Source organism: Streptomyces sp. NPDC049627 (assembly GCF_044465645.1).
In the GTDB taxonomy this organism is placed as follows: domain Bacteria; phylum Actinomycetota; class Actinomycetes; order Streptomycetales; family Streptomycetaceae; genus Streptomyces.
The window spans coordinates 716,248-738,803 of the sequence record NZ_JBITLW010000001.1 but is presented as its reverse complement, the minus strand read 5'-3'; the positions used below and the strand labels follow the sequence as shown (position 1 = coordinate 738,803).

Annotated in this window: 19 protein-coding genes; 13 read left to right on the top strand and 6 right to left on the bottom strand. The window is 71.8% G+C overall.

What is annotated here, in order from left to right; genetic code table 11:
• The first annotated feature begins 9 nt into the window (after positions 1-9).
• The 3 genes from ACIBU0_RS03235 to ACIBU0_RS03225 all read left to right on the top strand — a co-directional run bounded on the left by ACIBU0_RS03235 (position 10) and on the right by ACIBU0_RS03225 (position 3,732).
• Complete coding sequence (locus tag ACIBU0_RS03235) at positions 10-1,029, top strand: transporter substrate-binding domain-containing protein (protein ID WP_398810832.1); 1,020 nt, start codon at positions 10-12, stop codon at positions 1,027-1,029.
• Positions 1,030-1,110: 81 nt separating this feature from the next.
• On the top strand, positions 1,111-2,328 hold the full coding sequence (locus tag ACIBU0_RS03230; protein ID WP_398810829.1) for an LLM class flavin-dependent oxidoreductase: 1,218 nt from the start codon (positions 1,111-1,113) through the stop codon (positions 2,326-2,328).
• Between the two features lie 21 nt (positions 2,329-2,349).
• Complete coding sequence (locus tag ACIBU0_RS03225; protein ID WP_398810827.1) at positions 2,350-3,732, top strand: NtaA/DmoA family FMN-dependent monooxygenase; 1,383 nt, start codon at positions 2,350-2,352, stop codon at positions 3,730-3,732.
• Positions 3,733-3,919: 187 nt separating this feature from the next.
• On the opposite strand, the gene ACIBU0_RS03220 is transcribed toward ACIBU0_RS03225, so the two are convergent.
• Complete coding sequence (locus ACIBU0_RS03220) at positions 3,920-4,300, bottom strand: winged helix-turn-helix transcriptional regulator (RefSeq protein ID WP_398810824.1); 381 nt, start codon at positions 4,298-4,300, stop codon at positions 3,920-3,922.
• Positions 4,301-4,396: 96 nt separating this feature from the next.
• Here ACIBU0_RS03220 and ACIBU0_RS03215 point away from each other — a divergent pair, with 96 nt between their 5' ends.
• On the top strand, positions 4,397-4,804 hold the full coding sequence (locus tag ACIBU0_RS03215; RefSeq protein ID WP_398810821.1) for a RidA family protein: 408 nt from the start codon (positions 4,397-4,399) through the stop codon (positions 4,802-4,804).
• 135 nt (positions 4,805-4,939) lie between these two features.
• Here ACIBU0_RS03215 and ACIBU0_RS03210 read toward each other — a convergent pair whose 3' ends face one another.
• Positions 4,940-6,025 carry a M12 family metallopeptidase gene (locus ACIBU0_RS03210; protein WP_398810819.1) on the bottom strand — a complete coding sequence of 362 codons (1,086 nt, stop codon included), beginning with the start codon at positions 6,023-6,025 and terminating at the stop codon, positions 4,940-4,942.
• 97 nt (positions 6,026-6,122) lie between these two features.
• Here ACIBU0_RS03210 and ACIBU0_RS03205 point away from each other — a divergent pair, with 97 nt between their 5' ends.
• Positions 6,123-7,955 (top strand): LuxR C-terminal-related transcriptional regulator, encoded by a 1,833-nt coding sequence (locus ACIBU0_RS03205; protein ID WP_398810816.1) that lies wholly within the window; start codon positions 6,123-6,125, stop codon positions 7,953-7,955.
• A 219-nt stretch (positions 7,956-8,174) separates the two neighbouring features.
• Here ACIBU0_RS03205 and ACIBU0_RS03200 read toward each other — a convergent pair whose 3' ends face one another.
• Positions 8,175-10,742 (bottom strand): CHAT domain-containing protein, encoded by a 2,568-nt coding sequence (locus tag ACIBU0_RS03200; protein ID WP_398811761.1) that lies wholly within the window; start codon positions 10,740-10,742, stop codon positions 8,175-8,177.
• A gap of 148 nt (positions 10,743-10,890) precedes the next feature.
• Here ACIBU0_RS03200 and ACIBU0_RS03195 point away from each other — a divergent pair, with 148 nt between their 5' ends.
• From ACIBU0_RS03195 to ACIBU0_RS03185, 3 genes are read left to right on the top strand one after another with little or no spacing between them, the layout of a single operon-like run.
• A complete protein-coding gene (locus ACIBU0_RS03195) occupies positions 10,891-12,327 on the top strand; it encodes a S8/S53 family peptidase (RefSeq protein WP_398810813.1) in 1,437 nt (478 codons plus the stop codon).
• Positions 12,328-12,386: 59 nt separating this feature from the next.
• A complete protein-coding gene (locus ACIBU0_RS03190) occupies positions 12,387-12,962 on the top strand; it encodes an RNA polymerase sigma factor (RefSeq protein WP_398810811.1) in 576 nt (191 codons plus the stop codon).
• Positions 12,959-13,465 carry a hypothetical protein gene (locus ACIBU0_RS03185; RefSeq protein ID WP_398810808.1) on the top strand — a complete coding sequence of 169 codons (507 nt, stop codon included), beginning with the start codon at positions 12,959-12,961 and terminating at the stop codon, positions 13,463-13,465. Before ACIBU0_RS03190 ends, ACIBU0_RS03185 begins: the two co-directional genes overlap by 4 nt.
• Before the next feature lie 9 nt (positions 13,466-13,474).
• On the opposite strand, the gene ACIBU0_RS03180 is transcribed toward ACIBU0_RS03185, so the two are convergent.
• Entirely contained in the window at positions 13,475-14,272 is a 798-nt protein-coding gene (locus ACIBU0_RS03180) for an N-formylglutamate amidohydrolase (RefSeq protein WP_398810805.1), read from the bottom strand.
• 48 nt (positions 14,273-14,320) lie between these two features.
• On the opposite strand from ACIBU0_RS03180, the gene ACIBU0_RS03175 reads away from it, so the two are divergent.
• Positions 14,321-14,539, top strand: a complete 219-nt coding sequence (locus ACIBU0_RS03175; RefSeq protein ID WP_398810802.1) for a DUF5713 family protein — start codon at positions 14,321-14,323, stop codon at positions 14,537-14,539.
• Positions 14,536-15,651: a DNA glycosylase AlkZ-like family protein gene (locus tag ACIBU0_RS03170; protein ID WP_398810799.1), complete on the top strand. Its 1,116-nt coding sequence runs from the start codon at positions 14,536-14,538 to the stop codon at positions 15,649-15,651. The genes ACIBU0_RS03175 and ACIBU0_RS03170 overlap by 4 nt, the downstream gene beginning before the upstream one ends.
• A gap of 68 nt (positions 15,652-15,719) precedes the next feature.
• Here the strand turns inward: ACIBU0_RS03170 and ACIBU0_RS03165 are convergent, their stop codons facing one another.
• Entirely contained in the window at positions 15,720-17,939 is a 2,220-nt protein-coding gene (locus tag ACIBU0_RS03165; RefSeq protein ID WP_398810797.1) for an NADP-dependent isocitrate dehydrogenase, read from the bottom strand.
• A gap of 233 nt (positions 17,940-18,172) precedes the next feature.
• On the opposite strand from ACIBU0_RS03165, the gene ACIBU0_RS03160 reads away from it, so the two are divergent.
• Positions 18,173-19,738, top strand: a complete 1,566-nt coding sequence (locus ACIBU0_RS03160) for a M1 family metallopeptidase (protein WP_398810794.1) — start codon at positions 18,173-18,175, stop codon at positions 19,736-19,738.
• Positions 19,739-19,753: 15 nt separating this feature from the next.
• On the opposite strand, the gene ACIBU0_RS03155 is transcribed toward ACIBU0_RS03160, so the two are convergent.
• Positions 19,754-20,851, bottom strand: coding sequence for a mechanosensitive ion channel family protein (locus ACIBU0_RS03155; protein ID WP_398810791.1), 1,098 nt, complete (start codon positions 20,849-20,851; stop codon positions 19,754-19,756).
• A 910-nt stretch (positions 20,852-21,761) separates the two neighbouring features.
• Here ACIBU0_RS03155 and ACIBU0_RS03150 point away from each other — a divergent pair.
• Both ACIBU0_RS03150 and ACIBU0_RS03145 read left to right on the top strand, forming a co-directional pair.
• Positions 21,762-21,995: a hypothetical protein gene (locus ACIBU0_RS03150; protein ID WP_398810788.1), complete on the top strand. Its 234-nt coding sequence runs from the start codon at positions 21,762-21,764 to the stop codon at positions 21,993-21,995.
• A gap of 68 nt (positions 21,996-22,063) precedes the next feature.
• Positions 22,064-22,534, top strand: a complete 471-nt coding sequence (locus tag ACIBU0_RS03145) for a hypothetical protein (protein ID WP_398810786.1) — start codon at positions 22,064-22,066, stop codon at positions 22,532-22,534.
• Positions 22,535-22,556 lie beyond the last annotated feature (22 nt).

Below are 22,556 nucleotides of genomic sequence, written 5' to 3'. Positions count from 1 at the left end.
ACAGCAGCCATGCCTCCGCACCTCTCCCGACGCAGCCTGATACGCGGCATCACCGCGGCGACCGCCGTCGCGACCTTCGCCACCGGGCTCGCCGCCTGCGGTGGGGACAGCGACGCGGCCACGAACACCGACACCGCCGGAACGGTCACCGTCGGCCGGCTGTCCAACGGCGCCGCCAAGGAGACCACCCTGAAGGTCTCCGAGGTGAAGTCCATCAGCGATCAACTGCCCGACTCCCTCAAGAAGAGCGGCAAGCTGGTGATCGGCTCCGGCACGCTCCCCTCCGGGGCGCCGCCCCTCGGGTTCACGGGCAGCGACCAGAAGACGCTCACCGGCTCGGAGGTGGACCTGGCCCGGCTGATCGCGGCCGTCTTCGGCCTGGAGCCCGAGGTCAAGCGGTTCACCTGGGAGAACCTCTTCGTCGGCATCGACAGCGGCAAGGTGAACGTCGGCTTCTCGAACATCACCGACACCGAGGAGCGCAAGCGCAAGTACGAGTTCGCCTCCTACCGCAAGGACGACCTCGCCTTCGAGACGCTCAAGTCCTCGAAGTTCGCCTTCGACGGCGACTACAAGGCCCTCGCCGGCAAGACCGTCTCGGTCGGCGCGGGCACCAACCAGGAGCGGATCCTGCTGGAGTGGCAGAAGAAGCTCCGGAGCGAGGGCGAGAAGCTCACCGTCAAGTACTTCCAGGACGGCAACAGCACTTACCTGGCTCTCAACAGCGGCAAGATCGACGCCTACTTCGGCCCCAGCCCCAACCTCTCCTACCACGTCACCCAGACCGCGAGCACGCCCGACCCGACGAGGATCGCGGGCCGCTTCTCCGGCGCCGGAGCGACCCTCCAGGGCCTGATCGCCGCGACCGCCAAGAAGGACAGCGGCCTCGCCGAGGCTCTCGCCGCCGCTGTCAACCACCTGATCGACAACGGCCAGTACGCGAAGTGGCTCGCGGCCTGGAACCTCTCGGGCGAGGCCGTGGCCAAGTCGGAGGTCGACCCGCCCGGCCTGCCGCTCGACAACTCCTGAACAGTCGTCAGGCGCGCCGGTCCCCGACCCCGGGGACCGGCCGCCCCCTCCCCTCGCGGGCTTGAAGGAAGGCACCCCCTCGTGTCCTCAACTCCCTCCCCGTCCCTGCACCTCGCCGTCGCCCTGGACGGCACCGGCTGGCATCCCGCCGCCTGGCGCGAGCCGGTGGCCCGGCCCCGGGACCTGTTCACCGCCGCCTACTGGGCCGACCTGGTCACGGAGGCCGAGCGCGGCCTGCTCGACTTCGTGACCATCGAGGACGGCCTCGGCCCGCAGTCCTCCCACTTCCTGGACCCGGACGAGCGCACCGACCAGGTCCGCGGCCGCCTCGACGCCGTCCTCATCGCCTCCCGCGTGGCACCGCTGACCCGGCACATCGGCCTGGTGCCGACGGTGGTCGCCACCCACACGGAGCCGTTCCACATCTCCAAGGCGATCGCCACCCTCGACTACGTCAGCACCGGCCGCGCGGGCCTGCGCATCCAGATCACCGCCCGCCCGAACGAGACCGCGCACTTCGGCCGCCGCACCATCGCGCGCATCGAGGCCTACGACAGCCCGGCCGCCCGGGAGGTGGTGACCGACCTCTTCGACGAGGCCGCCGACCATGTGGAGGTCGTGCGCCGCCTCTGGGACAGCTGGGAGGACGACGCCGAGATCCGGGACGCCGCCACCGGCCGCTTCATCGACCGGGACAAGCTGCACTACATCGACTTCGAGGGCAGGCACTTCAGCGTCAAGGGCCCCTCCATCACACCCCGCCCACCCCAGGGCCAGCCGATCGTCAGCGCCCTCGCCCACGACACCGTCCCGTACCGGCTCGTGGCCCGCGCCGCCGACATCGGCTACGTCACCCCGCACGACGCCGACGAGGCCCGCGCCGTTGTCGCCCGGATCCGCGCCGAGCAGAGCGCCGCCGGACGGGCGGCCGAGCCCCTGCACGTCTTCGGCGACCTGGTCGTCCTCCTCGACGACGATCCCGCCACCGCGAGGGCACGCCGGGAACGTCTCGACGCGCTCGCGGGTGAGCCGTACACGAGCGACGCCCTGGTCTTCACCGGTACGCCCTCCCAACTCGCCGACCTGCTGCAGGAGTTCCGCTCCGCCGGCCTGACCGGCTTCCGGCTGCGGCCCGCCGTCGCCGGCCACGACCTCCCGGCGATCACCCGGGGGCTGGTCCCCGAACTGCAGCGCCGGGGCGCCTTCCGGCGCGCCTACGAGGCCGACACCCTGCGCGGCCTGCTGGGCCTGGCCCGCCCCGCCAACCGCTACGCGGCCTCAGCCGCGGCCACTGTCTGAGCCGGAAGGAACCCCGCAGCCATGACCAAGCCGCTGAAGCAGATCCACCTGGCCGCCCACTTCCCCGGCGTCAACAACACCACCGTGTGGAGCGACCCACGGGCCGGCAGCCACATCGAGTTCAGCTCCTTCGCGCATTTCGCGCGGACCGCCGAACGCGCCAAGTTCGACTTCCTGTTCCTCGCCGAGGGGCTCAGGCTCCGCGAACAGGGCGGGAAGATCTACGACCTGGACGTCGTCGGCCGCCCCGACACCTTCACCGTCCTCGCGGCGCTCGCCGCCGTCACCGAGCACCTGGGGCTGACCGGCACCATCAACTCCACCTTCAACGAGCCCTACGAGGTCGCCCGCCAGTTCGCGAGCCTCGACCATCTCTCCGGCGGCCGCTCCGCCTGGAACGTCGTCACCTCCTGGGACGCCTTCACCGGCGAGAACTTCCGCCGCGGCGGCTTCCTGCCCCAGGACGAACGCTACTCGCGCGCCAAGGAGTTCCTGGCCACGGCGAACGAACTCTTCGACTCCTGGCACGGCGACGAGATCCTCGCCGACCAGGAGACCGGCACCTTCCTGCGGGACGCCAAGGCCGGCGCCTTCGTCCACACCGGACAGCACTTCGACATCCACGGACAGTTCAACGTCCCGCGCTCCCCGCAGGGCCGACCCGTCGTCTTCCAGGCCGGTGACTCCGAGGAGGGCCGCGAGTTCGCCGCCGCGGAGGCGGACGCCATCTTCAGCCGGCACGGCACGCTCGAGGCGGGCCGGGCCTTCTACACCGACGTCAAGTCCCGCCTGGCCAAGTACGGCCGCCGCCCCGACCAGCTGCTCATCCTGCCCGCCGCGACCTTCGCCCTCGCCGACACCGACACCGAGGCCGAGGAACTGGCCCGCGAGGTGCGGCGCCAACAGGTCAGCGGAGCCACCGCCCTGAAGCACCTGGAGTTCGTCTGGAACCGGGACCTGTCGGCCTACGACCCGGAAGGGCCGCTCCCCGACATCGACCCGGACGTCGGCGACGACCACATCTCCCAGGGCCGGGCACAGGTCCGCATGTACCGCGACCCACTGGCCACCGCCCGCGAGTGGCGCGAACTCGCCGCGGCCAACAACTGGTCCATCCGCGACCTGGTCATCCACACCGGCAACCGGCAGAACTTCGTCGGCTCCCCGGCCACCATCACCCGGACCATCAACGAGTTCGTCCAGACCGACGCCAGTGACGGCTTCATCCTCGTCCCGCACATCACTCCCGGCGGCCTCGACGACTTCGCCGACAAGGTGGTCCCGCTCCTCCAGGAGCAGGGCGTCTTCCGCACGGAGTACGAGGGCACGACCCTGCGCGACCACCTCGGTCTGGCACACCCGGACGAGATCCGCGGGACGGGTCACTCGGCCCCGTCGAGCTGATGCGGCCGACGGCTCATCTTGCGCAGCCGCAGACCCGCACATCACCCCTGGCGGCCTGGACGACTTCGCCGACAAGGTGGCCCCGCTGCTCCAGGAGCAGGGCGTCTTCCGCACGGACTACGAGGGCACGACCCTGCGCGACCACCTCGGGCCGGCACCCCGGCGAGATCCGCCGGCTCTCCGGCCGTCAGGCTTCGAAGCGGCGCCGGGCCGACTCGATGTGGCCGAAGTAGCGGTAGGTCCACTCGCACATCCCGTCGACCGTCGCCCGCAGTCCCCGACCCGCTTCGGTGAGGGTGTACTCGACGCGCGGCGGGACGGTGGGGTGGACGGTCCGCTCGGCCAGGCCGTTGCGCTCCAGCATGCGCAGGTTCTGGGTGAGCATCTTGTGGCTGATGCCCTCGACCCGGCCGCGCAGCTCGCTGAAGCGCAGGGTGCCCTCGCCCAGGGCGTCGATGATCAACAGGGCCCACTTGTTGGCGACGTCGGAGAAGATCTCCCGCGCCAGGGAGTCGGCGCGCCGCAGATCGGGATCCTCGGCCGAGCCGCTGAGCTGTTTGGTCACCATCAGGTTCCCCAGTCACTGAAAAGTGCGTTCTTCCACGTCAATCCACACTCTCCTACGGTTCCTGAGTAACCACAAGAGACCAAGGAGACGGACAGCATGACCATCACCCTGAAGAACCCCGAGGGACTGCCCAAGATCGATGTCTACCGGCAGGTGGCGATCGCCTCCGGTTCGAAGCTGGTCTTCGTCGCCGGCCAGGTCTCCTGGGACGCGGAAGGGGTCACGGTCGGCGAGGGCGACCTGGCCGCGCAGGTCGAGCAGGGCTACCTCAACGTCGCCACCGCGCTGGCCGAGGCCGGCGGTTCCTTCGACGACGTGGCGAAACTGACCTTCTACGTCGTCGACTGGAATCCCGACAAGATGCCCGCGCTCCTGGAGGGGGTCTCCCGGGCGTCCGCGAAGCTGGGGGTCGCTCCGGTGCCGCCGGCCACGCTGATCGGCGTCGCGGCGCTGGACGTCCCCGAGCACCTGGTCGAGATCGAGGCGACCGCGGTCCTCGACTGACCATGTCACGGTGAGCGCCGAGACGGCGGCGCGGCCGGAGACGTCACCCTCCCCCGAAGGTGGCGTCTCCGGCCGCTTCCCCCGGCGCCGGACTGTGGACTTGTCGTGTCCGCGTGTGTCAGCGGAGGCGTGCCGTCACCAGCACATGACGGCTGTCTCCCCGGACCCCCAGCTGGAGTACAGACGCACGCGGATGACATAGCGGCGGCCCTTGACGAGGCGGGCCTTGACGGTGGCGTTGTGCGGGGTACCGCCGTCGTCCTGGGCGGTGAGGTAGCGGGGCTCGCCGTCCCGCTCCTCGAAGACCACGACGACCGCGTCGCCGTCCCCGAACGTGCCCACCGTGTACTCGCGGGTCTCGGGCGGCTCGACGACGAAGTCGGCCTGCTCGGCCGGCCCGAGCCGCAGCGGCACCGAACGGAACGGCACCAGCTCCCGCGGCCCCGGCGTCTCGGCCGGCGGGTACCAGCGGCGGACGAACTCCTTGTCGGCCCTGGACAGGATGCCCGGCGGGTTCAGGCCCGCCCGGAACTGCTCCGGCTCCAGGATCAGCCCGGCCGCGAACGGATACTCCATGATCGAGTGCGGGTCCCAGACCGAGCCGTTGACCTCGTCCGGACCGAGCTTGCGCAGGATGTTGAAGAACGTCTTGTCCCGGCTCCAGAAGTTCGGCGGGCCCGCCAGATCGGCGTACACGGCCTCGTCGTCCCAGTGGATGCCGGCGAACGGGCTCTGGTGCTCGTGCAGCATGCCGAGCGCGTGCCCGATCTCGTGCAGGGCCGTTCCGCGCTCCCCGGGCACGGTCAGATCCCAGCCGAAGTTCATGGTCCGGTCGTTCAGGCCGACCTGGAGCGCGTCCTTGCCGACGGTCGACCAGGAGCCGTCGCCGCGCTGGAACCCGATGCGCAGCTCGGCCTCCGACCGGTCGCCCACCTCCACGAACGACAGCCCGATGCCGAGGCCGCGCCACTCCTGGAAGCACTCGCGCACGACGTCCCGCTGTTCCTTGCCGCCGACCCACGACACCTGCCGGGCCTGCCCGGTCTCCGGGTCCGGGATCGTGGAACCGTCGGTGTCCCGGTCGAAGAAGTAGTAGTGCAGCACGGTGCCGTTGACCCACATCCGGTGACCGCTGATGAGCGCACCGAGCCGCTCGGCGGTCAGCCCCGGAGCGAAAACGGGGGCCGACGCCTGCGCGAGGGAGCAGTAGCGTGCGGTCATGCGAACAGGGTGCCGTCGGCCCGGCGCGGGCGCCTGAGTCGGGGGCTACTCAAGTACCCGTGTATCAAGGGTGAGTCACCGCGCTCTTATTGCCGTGATGAGCTTCGAACGCGACGCGAGGACACTGGAACTGCCCTGGCCGTTCACCGGCCGGGAGAACGAACTCGACCTGGTCCGCGGCGCCCTGACCGCCGGCCGCCACGGCATCGTGATCAGCGGTCCGGCAGGCTGCGGCAAGACCCGGCTCGTCACCGAGGCCGTCCGCGGCACCGACTGCGCCAGGGTGGCCGGCACCCCCGAGACCCGCGGGATCCGCTTCGCCGCGTTCGCACACCACGTCCCCGAGACGGCCTCCCTGCACGACGCGCTCCGGCATCTGTCCGGCGTACGGCTGCTGCTGGTGGACGACGCGCACCTGCTCGACGACGCCTCCGCCGCCCTGGTCCACCAACTGGCCGTGCACGGACGCACCCGTCTCCTGGTCGTCACCACCGACGCCGCCCCTCTCCCGGGCGCGATCTCCCGCCTGTGGACCGGCGAACTCCTGCCCCGCCTCACCTTGGAGCCGCTGCCCCGCGAGGAGACCGGCCGGCTCCTGGCGGGCGCGGCCGCAGGCGAGGCCCTCGAACCGCTCACCGTGAACCGGCTGCACCGCCTGTGCCGGGGCGACCTGCGGCTGCTGCGCGACTTGGTGGACGCGGTGCGTGAGCGGGGACTGCTCACCCGTGTCCCGGACTCGGACGAGTGGGCGTGGCACGGCCCCGTGCCGGTCACCCCGACCGTGCGGGAGCGGACCGCGCACGTCCTCGACCGCACCGGCCCCGAAGAGCGCGAGACCCTCGACCGCCTCGCCTTCGCCGAGCCGCTGCCGCTGGATCCGGACCGGGACCGACTCGATCTGCGCGCCCTCGAACAACTGGAGGCCGACGCCCTGGTCCGTGTCGACGACCGGGGCGCCGTCCGCCTCGCCCACCCCCTGCACGGCCCGGTGCTGCGGGCCGCGGCCGGCAGGCTGCGGGCGAGGCGGCTGTCCCTCCCCGAGCCCGGCCCCGCCCTCGACGCCGAGCGCGCCGACCTGACCCGCCGTATCGAGCGTGCGGACGTACGCGCCACGCCGACGCCCGTGGGGGAGTGGCTGGTCGCTCGGGGCGCGCCGGTACCGGCCGGTTACGCGGCCGTACGCGCACGGTTCGCGCGGCTGCGCGGTGAGCTGCGCGAGGCGGCGGCATGGGCACGGGAAGGGCTGCGCGACGACGCCCACGACCCGGCCTGCCGCGCCGAACTCGTCCTCGCCGCAGCGCAGTCGGGCGATACGACGGCTGCGCACAAGGTCCTGGGTGGCCGCCCCGACGGGGGTGGGGCGGCCACCCGGCCGGCAACGGCCCGCGACACCACCGACCGGGCTGCCGAGGCGCTCACCGGCGATCCGTACGACCCGTACGACCCGTATGACGCCGTCCGCCGCGGCACTCCCGAGCTGGCCGCGGGCCGCCTGACCGGCGTCTTCGCCGCGCACGCCGCCGCGCTCGCCCAGGGCGACGGTCCCGCGCTGGACCGGGTGGCCGAACAGCTTCAGGAGCGCGGCTTCCTGCTCTTCGCCGCCGAGGCGCACGCCCAGGCCGTACGCGCCCACCGCGACCCGCGGGCCGCCCGCACCGCACGCACGCGTGCCGTCGCCCTGGCCCGCCGCTGCCAGGGCGCCCGCACCCCGGCGCTGTCCGGTCTCGTCCTGGGCGAACTGACCGCCCGGCAGCGGCAGATCGTGACGCTGGCGGCCGCGGGACTGAGCAACCGGCAGATCGCCGAGAAGCTCACCCTCTCCGTCCGCACGGTCGGCAACCACCTGTACAGCGCCTACGCCCGCCTCGGCGCCGGCGACCGCGGCGCCCTGCCGTGGCTGGTGGAACTGCCGGACGCGCAGTCGGCGTAAGCGGCAGCAGACGTGAAGGGGCGCGGGGAACTGCGCGACCAACCACACACAACCGGCACCCAGCAGCACACCGCAGTCCCTACGGCGCGAGCGTCGATCTGCGGAGGTGGTGCCGCACGGGCATCTCCGCCGGTACTGCGGGCGTTGGTCGTACGTCCTCTCGGCCGTGGCCGCCGTGGTTTGCGGCCAGGAAGGAAACGGCCAAGGCTCAGCGCAGCGTTACGCCGCCCCGAACGCCGAGAACGCCCACCCCGTCGCCTGATGCAGCGCGTCGCCCGGCAGGGCCGCCCGCGCGTCGCGCAGCGCCTGGGCCAGGGAAAGCCCCTCGCTCAGCCCCTTGTGCAGCGCCAGCATCAGCGGCACCACCGCGGCGTCGTTGACGGGCGCCGTGCACGCCACCACCCCCGCCGTGCCCAGCGGCAGCAGGGCGGTGACCAGGCCGAGCAGTTCGTCGGCGCCGACGGAGGCGAAGCGGGCGGTGTCGCAGCAGGAGAGGATGATCCGGTAGGGGCTGCGGTCCAGGCGCTCGAAGTCGTGGACGATCAGCGGCCCGTCGGCCATCCGCAGTGACGAGAACAGGGGGCTGTCCGTGCGGAACGTGCCGTGGGCCGCGATATGGGCCAGGGCGGCGCCGTCGAGCTCCTCCAGAACGCGCGGCGCACGCGCGTCGGCGTGCTCCAGGACGACCGCACCGCCGTACCGGCAGGCCAGATGGGGCACCTCCGCGCCGCCTGTCGCCAACCCCGGCCCCCGCACCAGTACCTGCCGCCCGCCCGGCGGCGGCTCGGTCTCCCGGGCGCGCAGCCAGCCGCTCGCCGACGGCGACACGCTGAGCACCCGCTCCCGCAGCGACGGCAGCAGCGCCCACGGCACCCGGTGCAGCCGGGCCGGCGGTACGACCACCACGGGGCCGTCGCCCAGATGCGCCGCGGCCGGACCGAGCAGCAGCTCCTCCAGGCGCCGCCCCGCGGCCTCCACCACCGGCAACCGCCCTTCCGCGCCCGGATGCGCCAGCCGCCGCAGCCCGGCCTGGACGTGCTCGGCCTCGGTCTCCGCCTCCGCCAGCAGCCCCGCCTCGAAACGGCGCACCCGTCCCTGCCCGCACAGCAGCACCTGAACCCGCCCGTCCAGCACGGCGAGTTCGGCCAATCGCACGTCGTCGCCGAGCCGTTCCAGAAGGCGGCCCGCATCGAACCGGTAGCCGTCGCCGGGCGTCTCGCCGCGCAGGTGCAGCGTCCGGGAACGGATCTCCCGCTCCAGGCGCCGCTGTTCGCGTTCCAGCGCCGGAACGGGCCGCGCCTCCATCCGGGCGGCCTCCGCGCGGGCCGCGATCTCCCGGAACGCGGTCAGGTCGCTCTGCAGCTCCGGGTCGGCCGGCGGCCGGGTCGGCGGCGTCGACAGCGCGGTGGCCCGCCAGCGCTCGCTCCACACCAGCAGCCGCCGGGGGCTGCCGGAGTCGAGGCTGGCCTGCTGGGCCAGCGCCGCGAGTTCCGCGCCCTGCGCGGTGGCCCGGGCCCTCAGCTCCGAGGCGCCCAGCGTCATCCGGTGGTCGTCGAGCACGTCCAGGCCGCGCCGGCAGGCCTCCAGGACACCACGCCCCGACCCGGCGGCCCGGGCCCGCAGCGCCTGCGCCGCCCATCCCGTCATCCGCGCCAGCGGCGGCCCGCTGCGCCGGCTGCGTGCGGCGACCGCCAGATGCCGCTCGGCGTCGGTCCGCCAGCCCAGACCGAGCGCGATCCGGCCCGCGAGCAGCGAGGCCTCCGGCGCGGCCGGCGCGCCGAAGAAAGCCAGCCGTTCCGCGACCGCGGCCGCGTCGGCGACCAGCCGCCCCGAACTGCGCCCGGCGGCGACCCGTGCCTCGATCAGCACCAGCCGGGCATGCGTCTCCCACCAGCTGCGCCGCTGCCCGGCGAACAGCCGTACCGCCATGTCGGCGCGTGCGATCGCGGTGTGCGCCTCGCCCGCCAGCCGGGCGGCCGTCGCGGCGGACAGCAGCAGCTCCGCCTTGCGCGTGGACTGCCCGCCGATGCCGTCGAGCACGGCGATCGCCGCGTCGGCCTCGGCCAGCGCCTCGGGCGCAAGCCCGGCGGCCATCAGCACCTCGCAGCGGCGGATGTTGAGCATGAAGGTCGGCGTGCCGAGCTTGGCGTACCGCTCCTCTGCCTCGTCGAGCAGCCGCAGCGCCGCCGGTATGTCGCCCGACCGGAACGCCGCGAGGCCCCGGCTCTCCACCGCGTCGGCCTTGTCGTGCTCCTGGCCCGTGGTGTCCCACAGCGCCTCGGCCGCCGTGAAGTCGGCGTCGGCCCGCTCCACGGCGCCGAGCGCCAGATGCACGGTGGCCCGCAGGGTCAGCGCCCGCGCCGTCCAGATGACGTCGTCCACCTGCCGCAGCACGGGTATGGCCTTGCGGACGTCCTCCAGCGCCTCCCGGTGATGGCCCAGGACCCAGCGGGCGTAGGCCCGGCGGAACAGCACCCGGGCGCGGGTGTGTCCGCTGCCGCGCACGATCCCGCGCTCCAGCGCGGCCAACCCCTGCTGAGTGCGCCCCGCGTGCACCAACGCGACCCCGAGCGCCGCCAGGGCGTCCGCCTCCCGGTCGGCCGACTCCGCGCGTGCCGCGAGATCCCGGGCACGCCGCAGGTGATGGAGGGCGATGCGCATGTCGCCCCAGTCCCGCTGCCAGATGCCGATCACCTGGTGGGCGACGGAGGCGTGCAAGGGCGACGGATCGGCGTCGAGCACCCCTTCCGCCCTCGCCAGCGCGTCGTTCGGGGCGGCGAACACCATCGGCAGCAGTTCGAGAACCGAGTCGCTTCCCGCTGTCACTCCACGGATGGTAGTTGCCGGGGAACCGTGCCACACGGGTTTGGTGCTGTATCAATCAGCCACCGCACGGCTCTGACTGACGATAGTCGCCTCAGGGGGAGGACACGCCATGGCACCACAGCGATTCCACGAGCAGTTCGAGCAGATCCAGCGCTCCATGCCCGACGTACCGCTCGCGATGGGACCGGACGACTCCGCCGAGTTCATCTACGAGAAGGGCTATGTGCTGGTCCGCGACGGCGAGGACGCCGCCCTCGTCGAGGACACGGTGCGGGCACACTTCACCGCGGACCCCGACCTGGTGCAGGACCACGTGCGCCGCGCGAGCCCGCAGACCAACCGCTCGGGCATCACCCGCATTCAGGTCGGCGACCCCGGCGAGGGCGACCGCGGCGGTGACCGCCCCGTCGCGCACGCCCTGCGCGCCCTGCGGGAGACCGAGGGCCGCGCCGGCCGCCGGCTGGTCAGCCGCAACCACCTCGTGTCGATCGCGGTCAACTCCTGCCCCGGCGACGAGCCCGTACCCGTCCCGCAGGCCGACGGGCTCAACCCCGCGGCGGCCGAGGGCGCTTACGACGCGGACAGCGCCGTCGGCGTCCTCGTCGTCGACACCGGCCTCATGCACGACTTCCGGTCCTCCCCGCTGCTCGCCCACACCGACGGCGACCCGCAGCTCAAGGAGTGCGACGACCAGGGCGTCCTCCAGCAGTACGTCGGCCACGGCACGTTCATCGCCGGGCTCGTCGCCGCCGTCGCGCCCAACACGAACGTCACGGTCCGCAACTCCCTGAACGACGCGGGCGCCATCCTGGAGTCCGAGTTCGGCGAGAAGCTCTTCGAGGCCGTCGACGCGGGCGGCTGGCCCGACATCCTCAGCCTCTCCGCCGGCACCTCCAACGGCCGCACCGACGGCCTGCTCGGCATCGAGGCCTTCATGCGGGAGCTGCGCGACCAGCGCACCCTGCTCGTCGCGGCGGCCGGCAACAACGGCAGCGCCACGCCCTTCTGGCCGGCGGCCTACGCCGACCTGCCCGACTACCAGGACGCCGTGCTGTCGGTCGGAGCGCTGCGCGGCGACGGCGAGTTCGGCGCCTGCTTCAGCAACCACGGCGCCTGGGTGAAGGCGTACGCGCCCGGCGAGCGGCTCACCAGCGTCCTCACCGGCTTCGACGCGCCCGTGCCGTACATCTACCAGCACTCCACCTACGACGCCTGCCGGTACGGCTTCGGCTACTCCTGCACCTGCCAGTCCCCGCGCCACACCGGCGTGTTGAGCGAGGACGGCGGCAGCAGCGGCACCAAGCCCGACCAGGTGATGTTCGAAGGGTTCGCGCACTGGAGCGGCACCTCGTTCGCCACGCCCCTCGTCGCCGGGATGATCGCCGCGCACATGTCCGCGCAGCAGGAGTCCGACCCGCGGGTCGCCCGGTACAAGATGCTCGCGGCGAACTCCGGGTTCGCGGAGGTGCGCGGGGCGCACGTGCCGGCACTTCGCCCGCCGACCTGGCGCCCCGTCGCCGTCATGCAGCCGGCTCCTCGGTCATGAGGGTCGGAACCGTCCCCTCCGCGGCGTACGATGACTTGCCGTACACGAGGGGTGGGGCTGTGGACCGAGCAGATGTCGGCGCGCTGGTCCAGTCCGCCGTCGACGGCGACGCGGCGGCCTGGAAGGCGCTCGTGGAGGGGCTGAGCCCCCTGGTGTGGTCCGTCGTGCGCGCGCACCGGCTCAACGACGCCGACGCACACGAGGTGTACCAGACCGTCTGGTTCCGCTTCGCCCAGCACCTCGGCCGCATCCGTGAACCCGAGAAGACCGGGTCCTGGCTCGCGAGCACCGCACGGCACGAGTGTCTGAAGGTGCTCAAGAGCTTAAGGCGGCTGACCGTGACGAGCGATCCGCAGCTGCTGGACCGGGTCAGCGAGGACCGCACGCCCGAACAGTCGCTGCTGGACTCGGAGGAGGCGGCCATCGAGTCCGAGCGCATCCGCTGGATGTGGCAGGAGTTCGAGGAACTCGGCGATCGCTGCCGCCAGTTGCTGCGTGTCCTGATGGCCTCGCCGCCGCCCAGCTACCAGGAGGTGTCCACCGCACTGGGCATCGCCGTGGGCAGCATCGGACCGCTGCGTCAGCGCTGTCTGCGCCGCCTTCGGGCCCGACTCGACGCACGGGGAGCGCTGTGAACGACGACATGCACGACGAAGTGACGGGCGAGCAGTCCCTCGGCGACGACGGTCACCTCGGTGACGACGGGTTCGACATCGGGCTGCTGGAGGAGGAACTCCGCCAGGCCGCCGCCATCCTGGACCCCGTGCCGGCCCAGCTGCGGCAGATCGCCGTGGAGGCGTTCGCGCTGCACGACCTCGACGCCCGTATCGCGGAGTTGACGTTCGACTCGGTCGTGGACGCCATTCCGGTCAGGGGAGCGACGGACGTACCGCGGATGCTGACCTTCCGCGCCGGTGAGGTGACCGTCGACGTGGAGGTGACCGCACAGGGGCTGATGGGGCAGGTGCTGCCCCCGCAGCAGGCCCGGATCGAGGTGCTCGGGGGCCCGCAGACGGCCACCCCCGTCGTGGCCGACGACATGGGGCGCTTCACCAGTGACGCACCGCCCAGCGGGCCCTTCGCCCTGCGGCTGCGGACCGGCGGCGAGGTCGTGGTCACGGAGTGGCTGCGGGCCTGACCCGTCGGGTCAGCGTGAGGCGGCGTCCACCAGCGCCGCCAGCGCCTGCGCGAGCCGGGTGAGTCCGGGACCGGCCGGGCCGCCCGGCTCCGCCATGTACGTGTCCCTGCGGATCTCGATCATCAGGGCGGCGACGCGGGGCTCGGTGCCGTAGAACTCCAGCGGGATGTACGTCCCGCTGAACGGACTGTCCAGCGCCGTCTCCCCGCACCCGGCGAACGCCTCCCGTGCCGCGGTGACCAACTCCGGCGGCGTGTGGAAGGAGTCGGTGCCCAGACAGACCGGTGGCCGCGGGCCTTCGCCGTGCAGTTCGTAGGGGAGCGGTGCGGTCGGATAGGAGTGGACATCGACGATCACGACCCGCCCCGCGACGGCGAGCCGCTCGGTCACGGCGTCCGTCATGGCCCGTGCGTACGGCCGGAAGTACCGCTCGACGAGCGGCTCGGGGTCGGTGTCCGCGGGACGCAGCGGTTCCTTGTGCGTGGTCCGCGTGTACACGGCGCCCATCCCGACGGCGAGCATCTCCTCCCGCTCGTCCGGGAACCGCTCCGGATCGACGACCAGCCGGGAGAGCCGGTTCACGAACCGCCAGGGGGCGAGCTTCGACGCCCCGGCCGCCTCTTCGGCGAGCTCCGCGGTGTGCGCGTCGACGATGTGGTCCAGCTCCCGCTCCAGCGCGGAGTCGTCCAGCACGATCCCCGCGCGCACATCGGGCGGTATCTCCCGCGCCGAGTGCGGCACATGCAGGATCACCGGCGATTCCGCGGCCCCGGGGAGCAACTCGAACGACGGCACGACAGGGGTCATGAGGGCTGCTCCAGGGGCGTTGTCAGTGGCGTGGTGCACCATCACAGCATGAACATCGGCAACCGGCAGGTGACCGCACACGCGTTCTTCAAGGCGCTTTACGAGGACGGTTATTACCCCGACCCTGTCGTGGACCGGGGCAAGGCGATACTGCTGCGGCTGTGCGAGCGCATCGAGGCGGTAGCCGAGGACTTCTGGTTCGTGGCCAACGCCCACGGCTTCGCGGACGCGGATGTGGAGGAACTGATCGCCACGAGGGACTGGTGACACAGGTGACCGTCCACGAGCTGTCCCGTACCGACGCCCGCCGTATCGCCGTGCGCGCCCAACTGCTGGGCGCCTCGCGGCCGACCGGACTGCTGGATGCCGTACGCCACTTGACGTTGCTGCAGATCGACCCGACCGCCGCCATCGCCCCCAACGCCGACCTTGTTGCCTGGAGCCGGCTCGGGTCTTCCGGGTACGCACCGGCCGACCTGACCACCGCCCTGGCCGACCGGGCGCTGCTGGAACTCCGGGCGATGGTCCGGCCCGCCGAGGATCTCGCGCTGTACCGTGCCGAGATGGGCGAGTGGCCGGAGCGGGGGACGCCGTCCTCGTGGCGGGAGTATCACCGCACGTGGGTGGGTGCCAACGACGCCTGCCGCCGGGACATCCTCGACCGGCTCGGCGCCGCGGGACCGTTGCCTTCCCGTGAAGTGCCCGACTCCTGTGAACTGCCGTGGAAGTCGAGCGGCTGGAGCAACAACCGCAATGTCACCAAGCTCCTGGAACTCATGGTGCAGCGCGGAGAGGTCGCCGTGGCGGGGCGCCGCGGCGGGGACCGGTTGTGGGACCTGGCCGAGCGCGTCTACCCCGACGCCCCCGCGGTCCCCGTCGAGGAGGCACTGCGCATCCGGGACGAGCGACGGCTGCGGGCGTTGGGCATCGCCCGCGCGCGGGGCCCGGAGTGCCAGGTCGAGCCGGCGGACGTGGGCAAGGCCGGTGAACCGGCCGTCGTCGAGGGGGTGCGGGGTCAGTGGCGGGTCGATCCGGCCCAGGTGGGGCAGCCGTTCGCGGGGCGGGCCGCTCTGCTGTCGCCCTTCGACCGGTTGATCCACGACCGGAAGCGGGCCGGCGAACTCTTCGGCTTCGACTACCAGTTGGAGATGTACAAGCCGGCCGCCAAGCACCGCTGGGGATACTTCGCCCTGCCGATCCTGCACGGCGACCGGCTGGTGGGCAAGCTCGACGCCACCGCCGACCGCGAGGCGGGGGTGCTGCGGGTGAACGCCGTCCACGAGGATGTGCCGTTCACGAAGACCATGAACGCGGAGATCCGCGGGGAGATCGAGGATCTGGCCCGCTGGCTGGATGTGGAGCTCGTGCTGCCCGGCTGAGCGGGCACACACGGCTGCGCCCCGGCCGACGCGGTGTCGGCCGGGGCGCAGCCCGGGAGCGGGGTGCGTCAGCTCAGGGACGCGAGCGCCTCGTTCCAGGTGGCCGACGGCCGCATGACCGCGGCGGCCTTGGCCGGGTCGGGCTGGTAGTAGCCGCCGATGTCGGCCGGCTTGCCCTGGACGGCGTTCAGCTCGTCGACGATCTTCTGCTCATTGGCGGCGAGCGTCTCGGCGAGCGGGGCGAAGGCCTTGGCCAGGTCCGCGTCGTCGGTCTGCTGGGCCAGCTCCTGCGCCCAGTACAGGGACAGGTAGAAGTGGCTGCCGCGGTTGTCGATGCCGCCGACGCGACGGGTCGGGGACTTGTCCTCGTTGAGGAAGGTCGCCGTGGCGCGGTCCAGCGTGTCCGCGAGGACCTTCGCCCGGGTGTTGCCCGTGGCGGTCGCGTACTGCTCCAGGGACGGCACCAGCGCGAAGAACTCACCGAGGGAGTCCCAGCGCAGGTAGTTCTCCTTGACCAGCTGCTGGACGTGCTTCGGCGCGGAGCCGCCGGCGCCCGTCTCGAACAGGCCGCCGCCCGCCATCAGCGGGACGACCGACAGCATCTTGGCGCTGGTGCCCAGCTCCAGGATGGGGAAGAGGTCGGTGAGGTAGTCGCGCAGCACGTTGCCGGTCACCGAGATCGTGTTCTCGCCGCGGCGAATGCGCTCCACCGACAGCTTGGTGGCCTCGACCGGGGCGAGGATCCGGATGTCCAGGCCCTCGGTGTCGTGCTCCCGCAGGTACTCGTTGACCTTGGCGATCAGCTGCGCGTCGTGGGCGCGGGTCTCGTCCAGCCAGAACACCGCCGGGTCGCCGGTGGCGCGGGCGCGGGTGACGGCCAGCTTGACCCAGTCGCGGATCGGCGCGTCCTTGGTCTGGCAGGCGCGGAAGATGTCGCCCTCGGAGACCGGCTGCTCGATCACGACGTTGCCGGCCTGGTCGACCAGGCGGACCGTGCCGGCCTTGGCGATCTCGAAGGTCTTGTCGTGGGAGCCGTACTCCTCGGCCTTCTGCGCCATGAGGCCGACGTTCGGGACCGAGCCCATCGTCGACGGGTCGTAGGCGCCGTTGGCCCGGCAGTCCTCGATCACGGCCTGGTAGACACCGGCGTACGAGGAGTCCGGCAGCACCGCGAGGGTGTCGGCCTCCTGGCCGTCGGGGCCCCACATGTGGCCGGAGGTGCGGATCATGGCCGGCATCGAGGCGTCGACGATCACGTCGGACGGCACGTGCAGGTTGGTGATGCCCTTGTCGGAGTCGACCATCGCCAGGGCGGGGCCCTCGGCGAGCTCCGCGTCGAAGGACGCCTTGATCTCGGCGCCGTTCGGCAGCGCGTCCAGGCCCTTGAGGATGCCACCCAGACCGTCGTTCGGGGACAGGCCGGCGCCGGCGAGGACCTCGCCGTACTTGGCGAACGTCTTCGGGAAGAAGGCACGCACCACGTGGCCGAAGACGATCGGGTCGGAGACCTTCATCATCGTGGCCTTCAGGTGCACGGAGAACAGGACGCCCTCCTCCTTGGCGCGGGCGACCTGCGCCTTGAGGAAGTCGTTGAGCGCCGCGACGCGCATCACGGAGGCGTCGACGACCTCGCCCTCGAGGACGGGGACGGACTCGCGCAGGACGGTCGTGGAGCCGTCCTCGGCGACCAGCTCGATCTTCAGCGAGCCGGCCTCGGAGATCACGGCGGACTTCTCGGTGGAGCGGAAGTCGTTCTGGCCCATGGTCGTCACGTTCGTCTTGGACTCGGCGGACCAGGCGCCCATGCGGTGCGGGTGGGTCTTGGCGTAGTTCTTGACCGAGGCGGGGGCGCGGCGGTCGGAGTTGCCCTCACGCAGGACCGGGTTCACGGCGGAGCCCTTGACCTTGTCGTAGCGGGCCTGGATCTCCCGCTCCTCGTCGGTCTTCGGGTCGTCCGGGTAGTTCGGCAGCGCGTAGCCCTGTGCCTGCAGCTCGGCGATCGCGGCCTTGAGCTGCGGGATCGACGCCGAGATGTTCGGCAGCTTGATGATGTTGGCCGCGGGCGTCTTGGCCAGCTCGCCCAGCTCGTGCAGGGCGTCCGGGATGCGCTGGTCCTCGGTCAGGTACTCCGGGAACACCGCGATGATGCGGCCGGCCAGCGAGATGTCCCGCGTCTCCACGGCGACCCCCGCCTGCGAGGCGTACGCCTGGACCACCGGCAGGAAGGAATACGTCGCCAGGGCCGGGGCCTCGTCAGTGTGCGTATAGATGATGGTCGAGTCAGTCACCGGGTGCTCCGCTCCACGTCTGCAACATTGCTCGACATCAAGATATCTCGTGAGCGACCCGTACTCGACAGGGGTCCGCCCACCGGCGCGGGATGTCCGCCGAGATCTCGGATCCGCGCAAACGGAGGTAGCCCCTCCGTGCAACCTGATCGCCCGATCGAACAGTCATGTAGGGAGATCACCTATTCGGCGGCCGGTCCTGACCACCCGGCCCGCCCCAGCGAAAGCGGACCATGAGATATCGCACCCGAGTGACGGCCCCCGCGGCCGCTCTGATCGGCACCGCCGCGGCCCTGACCGCCGCCCCCTCCGCCCACGCCGCGCCGACACCGACGGGGACGTCGGCCGCCAAGACCTCCGGCACCCCGGGCCCCGAGACCGTCGGCGACCCGGTCTACCCGGCCCTCGGCAACGACGGCTACCGCGTCGCCGCCTACCACCTCGACTTCTCCTACGACGCCACGACCCGTCTGGTCGACGCCACCGCGACCCTGAAGATACGCACCACCCAGGCCCTGAGCCGCTTCTCCCTCGACTCCCTCGGCCTCGACATCCGCTCCGTCCGCGTCGGCGGCCGCACGGCGACGTTCGAGCAGGTGGACGAGAAGCTGCGCGTCACGCCCGCCCGCACGCTGCCGAACAAGTCCTCGGTGACCGTGTGCGTCGAGTACTCGGCGGACCCGCGCCGTATCCCGCAGCCGCACACCGGCTGGGTCGACACGCTGGACGGGTTCGCAGCCTGCTGCCAGCCGAACTTGGCCCACACCGTCTTCCCGTGCAACGACCACCCCTCCGACAAGGCCGACTTCTCCTTCCGCCTCACCGTCCCGAGCGGCCTGCGCGGCGTCGCCAACGGCCTGCTCACCGGCACCGAGAGCCTGGACGGCGACCGCACGGCGTACACGTACCGCTCGCGCGAGCCCATGGCCACGGAGCTGGTGCAGATCACGGTCGGTGACTACGTCGTCAAGGACCGGCAGGGCCCGCACGGTCTCCCGCTGCGGGACGTCGTTCCCACCGCCCGGGCCGAGGCGCTCGAACCGGCGCTCCGGTTGACCCCGGGGCTGGTGGAATGGCTGGAGGCGCGGCTCGGGGCGTACCCGTTCGAGACGTACGGACTGCTGCCCTGCAACTCCGACGACCCGAAGGCCTTCGACTTCACCGGTCTGGAGACCCAGACCCTCACTCTCTACAAGCCGAACTTCCTGCTCCAGGAGGAGAAGAAGATCGGCTCGCACATGATGCACGAGCTGGTCCACTCCTACTTCGGCAACAGCGTCAGCCCCGCCACCTGGTCCGACCTGTGGCTGAACGAGGGGCACGCCGACTTCTACGGGCTGCTCTACCGCTACGAGCGCGGCTGGGCCGACTCGTTGGGCTTGACCACCCTGGAAGCGCGGATGAAGAACACTTACGCGCAGGGCGACCAGTGGCGCCGCGACTGGGGGCCGGTTGCGGCGCCGAACGCGGTGAACCTGTTCGAGAGCCAGCGCTACCTGGGCGGAGTGCTGGTCCTGTATGCCCTGCGCAACCTCGTCGGCGAGCAGGCCTTCACCGCCCTTGAGCGTGCCTTCCTCGACCGGTACCGCAACTCCTCGGCGTCGACGGAGGACTACATAGCCGTCGCCTCGGAGGTCACCGGGCAGGATCTGTCCGGATTCCTTCGGGACTGGCTGTACGGCACCAAGACGCCGAGGATGCCCGGCCATCCGGACTGGACGGTCACCCCGGTGAACCCGTCGGCCGCGCCCCGCCGCCGCAGGAGCGCCGACCACCACGAGCACTCGGCCACCCTGTAGGGACGTGCGGGTACGTCAGTCGAGGCGGACGGAGGTCACTTCGTCCGCCTCCTCGGGGATGCGCTGCTGGGGAATCGCCACCGTGCCGCCCTGCTGGATCGCGACCGTCCGCGTGGGCGCCGGGATGCGGATGCCCTCCTGGCGGTAGCGCTTGTGCAGGCGCTTGATGAACTCGTGCTTGATCCGGTACTGGTCGCTGAACTCGCCGACGCCCAGGATGACGGTGAAGCCGATCCGGGAGTCGCCGAAGGTGTGGAAGCGGATGATCGGCTCGTGCTCCGGGAGGGCGCCCTCGACCTCGGTCATCACCTCACCGATGACCTCGTTCGTCACCCGCTCCACGTGGTCCAGGTCGCTGTCGTAGGCGACGCCGACCTGGACCAGGATCGTCAGCTCCTGCTCGGGACGCATGAAGTTGGTCATGTTCGTCTTCGCGAGCTCGCCGTTGGGGATGACGATCAGGTTGTTGGAGAGCGCGCGCACGGTCGTCTGACGCCAGTTGATGTCCTCGACGTAGCCCTCCTCGCCGCTGGCCAGCCGGATGTAGTCACCGGGCTGGACGGTCTTGGAGGCGAGGATGTGGATGCCCGCGAAGAGGTTGGCGAGCGTGTCCTGCAGCGCGAGCGCGACCGCGAGACCGCCGACACCCAGGGCGGTGAGCAGCGGCGCTATGGAGATGCCCAGCGTCTGCAGGACCACCAGGAAACCGATGGCCAGGATCAGGATCCGGGTGATGTTGACGAAGATCGTGGCGGAGCCGGCGACGCCGGGGCGGGACTGGGTGACCGTCCGCATCAGTGCGGCGACTCCGCGGGCCGCCGCCAGCGTGACCACGAAGATGAGCAGCACGGTCAGGATCTGGTTGACGTTGTGCTGGACGGTCCTCGTCAGCGGCAGGGCCGCGCCCGCGGAGGCCGCGCCGCCGAGGAAGGCCGCCCACGGCACCACGGTCCGCAGCACGTCCACGATGAGGTCGTCGCCGCTCCAGCGGGTGCGGTCGGCGTGCTTGCCCAGCCAGCGCAGCAGCATCCGCAGCAAGAAGGCCGCCAGCAGCCCCGCCGCCAGCGCGATCCCGGCGATGACCAGGTCGTCCACAGTGAGCGCCCGCTTCACCGGTCACCTCCGGGGAGAAGAGCTGCGGCGAATTCCTCCGCCGACGGCCGGATGTGAAGTCTCGTCACGTTGTCACCTGCTCGAATTCCACGATGTGCCGTCGCGCCGGCCACCCCGTCCCCCGAGACCGGCGCGAGGCCTCATCCTGCCGTATCGGGTACACGTGTTCGTGCCAGGATCCTTGGCCGGCCGGCGTCTTGGGCAGGTTTCGGGCATTTTCCGGAACAGCCGGTGGAGCGAGGGGCATGTGACGCTCACGACGCGCGTACGCAGAGCGCCGCTCGACGCCCGCGTGCGCCGGCGGCAGGCCGGCGCGGGTGATCGCCGAGGGCGTCGACGGGGAGAGGTTCGATGACAGGTCCGGCGCTCGCCATCGACCAGAGGACGTCCGGCACCAATGCCCTCGTCGTCTGACCCGAACGCGGTGTCTTCGGCACCGGGTTCACCGCCGTCTACGCCGGCCTGCGCGCCGCGGGATCGTGAGCAGCAGGCAGGGGGAGCGCCACGGCACTGTGCCCACGGCCGCTTCGGCACCTGGCTCCATCCGCTGACCGGCCCGCGTACGCCCGCCTGCTCACCGAGACCGCCGTGGGCGCCGGAGCGGTCGTACGCACCGGGGTGACCGCCCTCGACTGGGCCGGCCCGTTGGCCCTGACCACCGTGAGCCGGGACGGCCCGGAGACGATCACCGCGTGCGCGATCGTTCGGGTCACGGGCGCCGGCGAACGTCCCCGCACCGCACGATCGGTCCCCGGCACCCGGTCGTCCGGCGTCTGCACCACGGGCGAGCTCCAGCAGGCCGTGCACCTGTACGCACCGTACGGGCCGCCGAAACCGACGTCCTCGCCATTGTCACAGACCTGCCCCGGCCTCGAGCCCCCCTCGCCCCCACCGCGACGGCCGTACGACCGTGCTGGCGGCCGACACGGTCGTATCCACCGGCGACTTCGTGCCCGAGACCGAACTGGTCCGGCCCGGCACGCTGATCCGCGACACCGGCGTAATGCGCACCTCGCGGCCCGGCGTGTTCGCCGCCGGAGGCGTGCTGCACCCCGGGGAGGGCGCGGCGACGGCGGCACGCGAGGGTGTGCAAGCGGCAGCCGCCGTGGGTAGGTGGCTCGGTGACGCCGTGCCCTCTGCCTGACGGGGCGGCTGTCGTTGGTTGTTCGGCATTGCTGTCGTGTGGCAGGTCCACGGCGTGGGGAGGTCGGGATGCTCAGCGAAGAGCTGTTGGCGTTGGCGTCGGCCGGTGGCGGGGCGGTGGTCGCGGCGGCCGGAACGGACGCGTGGAACGGGCTGCGGCAGGCCGTGGCGCGTTGGTTCGGCCGGGGCGATGCGGAGACCGAAGGACGTGAACTGGAGCGGTTGGACGAGACCGCGGCCGCATTGCTGGTGAGCGAGCCGACCGACGCGGAACGGGCCCGCATCCGCCACGAGGCTGCCTGGCAGACCCTGTTCACGATGGCGTTGGAGAACCTTCAGGCGGCGGAACGCGATCGCGCCGCCGAGGAGTTGCGCAGCCTGCTCGCCGGCCACGCGCCCCGGGACAGTGCGGGGCCCGGCGGTCTTGTCGTCGGCGGCGACGCGACCTTCCGCGCTGACGGAGCGTCGGTCACCGCCGGTGTGATCAACGGCGGGGTGCGCATGGGCACCCCTTCTCAGCCGGATCCGTCCCAGGGCTGACCGGACCGGCTGACTCAAGCCC

Excerpts from the sequence above, each read along its gene's own strand:
- ACIBU0_RS03225 (WP_398810827.1), top strand. The coding sequence starts at position 2,350 with ATGACCAAGCCGCTGAAGCAGATCCACCTGGCCGCCCACTTCCCCGGC.
- ACIBU0_RS03235 (WP_398810832.1), top strand. The coding sequence starts at position 10 with ATGCCTCCGCACCTCTCCCGACGCAGCCTGATACGCGGCATCACCGCG.
- ACIBU0_RS03210 (WP_398810819.1), bottom strand. The coding sequence starts at position 6,025 with ATGACCGCACGCTACTGCTCCCTCGCGCAGGCGTCGGCCCCCGTTTTC.
- ACIBU0_RS03175 (WP_398810802.1), top strand. The coding sequence starts at position 14,321 with ATGAACATCGGCAACCGGCAGGTGACCGCACACGCGTTCTTCAAGGCG.
- ACIBU0_RS03160 (WP_398810794.1), top strand. The coding sequence starts at position 18,173 with ATGAGATATCGCACCCGAGTGACGGCCCCCGCGGCCGCTCTGATCGGC.
- ACIBU0_RS03200 (WP_398811761.1), bottom strand. The coding sequence starts at position 10,742 with ATGGTGTTCGCCGCCCCGAACGACGCGCTGGCGAGGGCGGAAGGGGTG.
- ACIBU0_RS03145 (WP_398810786.1), top strand. The coding sequence starts at position 22,064 with ATGCTCAGCGAAGAGCTGTTGGCGTTGGCGTCGGCCGGTGGCGGGGCG.
- ACIBU0_RS03215 (WP_398810821.1), top strand. The coding sequence starts at position 4,397 with ATGACCATCACCCTGAAGAACCCCGAGGGACTGCCCAAGATCGATGTC.
- ACIBU0_RS03180 (WP_398810805.1), bottom strand. The coding sequence starts at position 14,272 with ATGACCCCTGTCGTGCCGTCGTTCGAGTTGCTCCCCGGGGCCGCGGAA.
- ACIBU0_RS03220 (WP_398810824.1), bottom strand. The coding sequence starts at position 4,300 with ATGGTGACCAAACAGCTCAGCGGCTCGGCCGAGGATCCCGATCTGCGG.
- ACIBU0_RS03195 (WP_398810813.1), top strand. The coding sequence starts at position 10,891 with ATGGCACCACAGCGATTCCACGAGCAGTTCGAGCAGATCCAGCGCTCC.
- ACIBU0_RS03205 (WP_398810816.1), top strand. The coding sequence starts at position 6,123 with ATGAGCTTCGAACGCGACGCGAGGACACTGGAACTGCCCTGGCCGTTC.